The sequence below is a fragment of the Streptomyces sp. NPDC057702 genome (assembly GCF_042799315.1).
Taxonomy (GTDB): domain Bacteria; phylum Actinomycetota; class Actinomycetes; order Streptomycetales; family Streptomycetaceae; genus Streptomyces.
This window is the reverse complement of sequence record NZ_JBHVJC010000076.1, coordinates 1-5,780: the sequence shown is the minus strand read 5'-3', so window position 1 is coordinate 5,780 and position 5,780 is coordinate 1. Positions and strand designations below refer to the sequence as shown.

Genomic DNA, 5,780 nt, shown 5'->3' with positions numbered 1-5,780 from the left:
ATATCAGCCAACATTTGAAGTGGTCTTTTCTGAGGAAAGACCATAACCACTTGGTTTTTGAGGCTGACCCGATAGACAGAGAACCTTGGTCTTCACCAAATTTATTGTTTCACTTGGAGAAAAATCAATATTACATTCCCTCTCAGCGTGATCACTTCCTGCATTTTCCGGAACTGATTATTCTTTATTTGGTTCTCTACAATATCGGGATGATTGCGAGATATGAAACGGAGTGGTGGTATGAACTGCTGACACAGCATGTCAGTGATGATTATGTAATGATCCGCCGGTTCTTAGAGGTCACGGAACGCAAATTTCCGTATTACGTTTCTAATTTCCTGAAGCAATACTTATAAACAAAAAAGGCAGCTCATAATGAGCTGCCTTTACCGTAATGATAGCTTGGCGGCGTCCTACTCTCACAGGGGGAAACCCCCGACTACCATCGGCGCTGAAGAGCTTAACTTCCGTGTTCGGCATGGGAACGGGTGTGACCTCTTCGCTATCGCCACCAAACCATTGAGAGTGTTCTCTCAAAACTAGATAACAGTAAGCATACATTCAAATTGGTTAAGTCCTCGATCGATTAGTATCTGTCAGCTCCATGTGTCGCCACACTTCCACCTCAGACCTATCAACCTGATCATCTTTCAGGGATCTTACTTCCTTGCGGAATGGGAAATCTCATCTTGAGGGGGGCTTCATGCTTAGATGCTTTCAGCACTTATCCCGTCCGCACATAGCTACCCAGCGATGCCCTTGGCAGAACAACTGGTACACCAGCGGTGCGTCCATCCCGGTCCTCTCGTACTAAGGACAGCTCCTCTCAAATTTCCTGCGCCCGCGACGGATAGGGACCGAACTGTCTCACGACGTTCTGAACCCAGCTCGCGTACCGCTTTAATGGGCGAACAGCCCAACCCTTGGGACCGACTACAGCCCCAGGATGCGATGAGCCGACATCGAGGTGCCAAACCTCCCCGTCGATGTGGACTCTTGGGGGAGATAAGCCTGTTATCCCCGGGGTAGCTTTTATCCGTTGAGCGATGGCCCTTCCATGCGGAACCACCGGATCACTAAGCCCGACTTTCGTCCCTGCTCGACTTGTAGGTCTCGCAGTCAAGCTCCCTTGTGCCTTTACACTCTGCGAATGATTTCCAACCATTCTGAGGGAACCTTTGGGCGCCTCCGTTACCTTTTAGGAGGCGACCGCCCCAGTCAAACTGCCCACCTGACACTGTCTCCCCGCCCGATAAGGGCGGCGGGTTAGAAGGTCAATACAGCCAGGGTAGTATCCCACCGATGCCTCCACCGAAGCTGGCGCTCCGGTTTCCAAGGCTCCTACCTATCCTGTACAAGCTGTACCAACATTCAATATCAGGCTGCAGTAAAGCTCCACGGGGTCTTTCCGTCCTGTCGCGGGTAACCTGCATCTTCACAGGTACTATAATTTCACCGAGTCTCTCGTTGAGACAGTGCCCAGATCGTTGCGCCTTTCGTGCGGGTCGGAACTTACCCGACAAGGAATTTCGCTACCTTAGGACCGTTATAGTTACGGCCGCCGTTTACTGGGGCTTCAATTCGCACCTTCGCTTACGCTAAGCGCTCCTCTTAACCTTCCAGCACCGGGCAGGCGTCAGCCCCTATACTTCGCCTTACGGCTTCGCAGAGACCTGTGTTTTTGCTAAACAGTCGCCTGGGCCTATTCACTGCGGCTCTCTCGGGCTTGCACCCTAACAGAGCACCCCTTCTCCCGAAGTTACGGGGTCATTTTGCCGAGTTCCTTAACGAGAGTTCTCTCGATCACCTTAGGATTCTCTCCTCGCCTACCTGTGTCGGTTTGCGGTACGGGCACCTCTCACCTCGCTAGAGGCTTTTCTTGGCAGTGTGGAATCAGGAACTTCGCTACTATAATTCGCTCGCCATCACAGCTCAGCCTTCACGGGAAACGGATTTGCCTATTTCCCAGCCTAACTGCTTGGACGCGGATATCCAATACCGCGCTTACCCTATCCTCCTGCGTCCCCCCATTGCTCAAATGGTGAGGAGGTGGTACAGGAATATCAACCTGTTATCCATCGCCTACGCCTTTCGGCCTCGGCTTAGGTCCCGACTAACCCTGAGCGGACGAGCCTTCCTCAGGAAACCTTAGGCATTCGGTGGACGGGATTCTCACCCCTCTTTCGCTACTCATACCGGCATTCTCACTTCTAAGCGCTCCACCAGTCCTTCCGGTCTGGCTTCACAGCCCTTAGAACGCTCTCCTACCACTGTTCGAAGAACAGTCCGCAGCTTCGGTGATACGTTTAGCCCCGGTACATTTTCGGCGCAGAGTCACTCGACCAGTGAGCTATTACGCACTCTTTAAATGGTGGCTGCTTCTAAGCCAACATCCTGGTTGTCTAAGCAACTCCACATCCTTTTCCACTTAACGTATACTTTGGGACCTTAGCTGGCGGTCTGGGCTGTTTCCCTTTCGACTACGGATCTTATCACTCGCAGTCTGACTCCCAAGGATAAGTCATCGGCATTCGGAGTTTGACTGAATTCGGTAACCCGGTAGGGGCCCCTAGTCCAATCAGTGCTCTACCTCCAAGACTCTTACCTTGAGGCTAGCCCTAAAGCTATTTCGGAGAGAACCAGCTATCTCCAGGTTCGATTGGCATTTCACCCCTACCCACACCTCATCCCCGCACTTTTCAACGTGCGTGGGTTCGGGCCTCCATTCAGTGTTACCTGAACTTCACCCTGGACATGGGTAGATCACCTGGTTTCGGGTCTACGACCACGTACTCAATTCGCCCTATTCAGACTCGCTTTCGCTGCGGCTCCGCATCTTCTGCTTAACCTTGCACGGGATCGTAACTCGCCGGTTCATTCTACAAAAGGCACGCCATCACCCGTTAACGGGCTCTGACTACTTGTAGGCACACGGTTTCAGGATCTCTTTCACTCCCCTTCCGGGGTGCTTTTCACCTTTCCCTCACGGTACTGGTTCACTATCGGTCACTAGGGAGTATTTAGCCTTGGGAGATGGTCCTCCCGGATTCCGACGGAATTTCACGTGTTCCGCCGTACTCAGGATCCACTCAGGAGAGAACGAAGTTTTGACTACAGGGCTGTTACCTTCTATGGCGGGCCTTTCCAGACCTCTTCATCTACCTCGTTCCTTTGTAACTCCGTACAGAGTGTCCTACAACCCCAAGAGGCAAGCCTCTTGGTTTGGGCTGGTCCCGTTTCGCTCGCCGCTACTCAGGGAATCGCATTTGCTTTCTCTTCCTCCGGGTACTTAGATGTTTCAGTTCCCCGGGTCTGCCTTCTCATATCCTATGTATTCAGATATGGATACCACTCCATTACGAGTGGTGGGTTTCCCCATTCGGAAATCTCCGGATCAAAGCTTGCTTACAGCTCCCCGAAGCATATCGGTGTTCGTCCCGTCCTTCATCGGCTCCTAGTGCCAAGGCATCCACCGTGCGCCCTTTCTAACTTAACCGTTAAAAAGAATCACTACGTGATATCTTGCATTACTAATTGAATGTGAATTACTTCTGTTATCTAGTTTTCAAAGAACAACATCTCGAAGAATCAAATGATCCTTCAAAACTAAACAAGACAGGGAACGTTCTGTTTATAAGACCCAAGGTCTTATATTCCGTTAAAATCCTTAGAAAGGAGGTGATCCAGCCGCACCTTCCGATACGGCTACCTTGTTACGACTTCACCCCAATCATCTGTCCCACCTTCGGCGGCTGGCTCCAAAAGGTTACCTCACCGACTTCGGGTGTTACAAACTCTCGTGGTGTGACGGGCGGTGTGTACAAGGCCCGGGAACGTATTCACCGCGGCATGCTGATCCGCGATTACTAGCGATTCCAGCTTCACGCAGTCGAGTTGCAGACTGCGATCCGAACTGAGAACAGATTTGTGGGATTGGCTTAACCTCGCGGTTTCGCTGCCCTTTGTTCTGTCCATTGTAGCACGTGTGTAGCCCAGGTCATAAGGGGCATGATGATTTGACGTCATCCCCACCTTCCTCCGGTTTGTCACCGGCAGTCACCTTAGAGTGCCCAACTGAATGCTGGCAACTAAGATCAAGGGTTGCGCTCGTTGCGGGACTTAACCCAACATCTCACGACACGAGCTGACGACAACCATGCACCACCTGTCACTCTGCCCCCGAAGGGGACGTCCTATCTCTAGGATTGTCAGAGGATGTCAAGACCTGGTAAGGTTCTTCGCGTTGCTTCGAATTAAACCACATGCTCCACCGCTTGTGCGGGCCCCCGTCAATTCCTTTGAGTTTCAGTCTTGCGACCGTACTCCCCAGGCGGAGTGCTTAATGCGTTAGCTGCAGCACTAAGGGGCGGAAACCCCCTAACACTTAGCACTCATCGTTTACGGCGTGGACTACCAGGGTATCTAATCCTGTTCGCTCCCCACGCTTTCGCTCCTCAGCGTCAGTTACAGACCAGAGAGTCGCCTTCGCCACTGGTGTTCCTCCACATCTCTACGCATTTCACCGCTACACGTGGAATTCCACTCTCCTCTTCTGCACTCAAGTTCCCCAGTTTCCAATGACCCTCCCCGGTTGAGCCGGGGGCTTTCACATCAGACTTAAGAAACCGCCTGCGCGCGCTTTACGCCCAATAATTCCGGACAACGCTTGCCACCTACGTATTACCGCGGCTGCTGGCACGTAGTTAGCCGTGGCTTTCTGGTTAGGTACCGTCAAGGTGCCGCCCTATTTGAACGGCACTTGTTCTTCCCTAACAACAGAGCTTTACGATCCGAAAACCTTCATCACTCACGCGGCGTTGCTCCGTCAGACTTTCGTCCATTGCGGAAGATTCCCTACTGCTGCCTCCCGTAGGAGTCTGGGCCGTGTCTCAGTCCCAGTGTGGCCGATCACCCTCTCAGGTCGGCTACGCATCGTCGCCTTGGTGAGCCGTTACCTCACCAACTAGCTAATGCGCCGCGGGTCCATCTGTAAGTGGTAGCCGAAGCCACCTTTTATGTCTGAACCATGCGGTTCAAACAACCATCCGGTATTAGCCCCGGTTTCCCGGAGTTATCCCAGTCTTACAGGCAGGTTACCCACGTGTTACTCACCCGTCCGCCGCTAACATCAGGGAGCAAGCTCCCATCTGTCCGCTCGACTTGCATGTATTAGGCACGCCGCCAGCGTTCGTCCTGAGCCAGGATCAAACTCTCCGATAAAGTAGTTTGACTGACTACGCACATCGCTGTGCGATTTATTTAAAACTTTGAATTAACAGGTACGTTTTGTCTTGTTTAGTTTTCAAAGATCATTATAATGGAGCGGGTGATGAGAATCGAACTCACGACATCAGCTTGGAAGGCTGAGGTTTTACCACTAAACTACACCCGCAATTTTTATTTGGGGCGATTGATGGGAATCGAACCCACGAGTGCCAGAGCCACAATCTGGTGCGTTAACCACTTCGCCACAACCGCCAAAATATATTGATAAATGGTGGCTCGGGACGGAATCGAACCGCCGACACACGGATTTTCAGTCCGTTGCTCTACCAACTGAGCTACCGAGCCAGATGTTTCTTTTCTATACTATAAAGTAAAGTAAAATGGCGGTCCGGACGGGACTCGAACCCGCGACCTCCTGCGTGACAGGCAGGCATTCTAACCAACTGAACTACCGGACAATTTTGAAATTTGGTTGCGGGGGCAGGATTTGAACCTGCGACCTTCTGGTTATGAGCCCGACGACCTACCGAACTGCTCCACCCCGCGATGATATA

The 5,780-nt window shown here is 52.0% G+C and carries 1 protein-coding gene, 4 tRNA genes and 3 rRNA genes; 1 reads left to right on the top strand and 7 read right to left on the bottom strand.

Translation table 11 applies throughout. The features are described 5' to 3' along the window. The coding region (locus ACFVFR_RS31750; RefSeq protein WP_383708077.1) for a YaaC family protein at positions 1-356 on the top strand (356 nt) is incomplete at its 5' end. 44 nt (positions 357-400) lie between these two features. Here the strand turns inward: ACFVFR_RS31750 and rrf are convergent. From rrf to ACFVFR_RS31715, 7 genes are all read right to left on the bottom strand, one after another. Continuing rightward, positions 401-516: ribosomal RNA gene (gene rrf, locus ACFVFR_RS31745) — 5S ribosomal RNA — on the bottom strand. Between the two features lie 50 nt (positions 517-566). Next, a 23S ribosomal RNA gene (locus ACFVFR_RS31740) occupies positions 567-3,496 on the bottom strand. A 175-nt stretch (positions 3,497-3,671) separates the two neighbouring features. Next, a 16S ribosomal RNA gene (locus ACFVFR_RS31735) occupies positions 3,672-5,220 on the bottom strand. The 16S, 23S and 5S rRNA genes sit together here with 4 tRNA genes alongside, the layout of an rRNA operon. Before the next feature lie 98 nt (positions 5,221-5,318). Then, positions 5,319-5,392: transfer RNA gene (locus ACFVFR_RS31730), tRNA-Gly, on the bottom strand. A gap of 10 nt (positions 5,393-5,402) precedes the next feature. After that, positions 5,403-5,478, bottom strand: a tRNA-His gene (locus ACFVFR_RS31725). 17 nt (positions 5,479-5,495) lie between these two features. Further along, positions 5,496-5,571: transfer RNA gene (locus ACFVFR_RS31720), tRNA-Phe, on the bottom strand. A gap of 124 nt (positions 5,572-5,695) precedes the next feature. After that, positions 5,696-5,772 (bottom strand) — tRNA-Met (locus ACFVFR_RS31715). Positions 5,773-5,780: the final 8 nt, after the last annotated feature.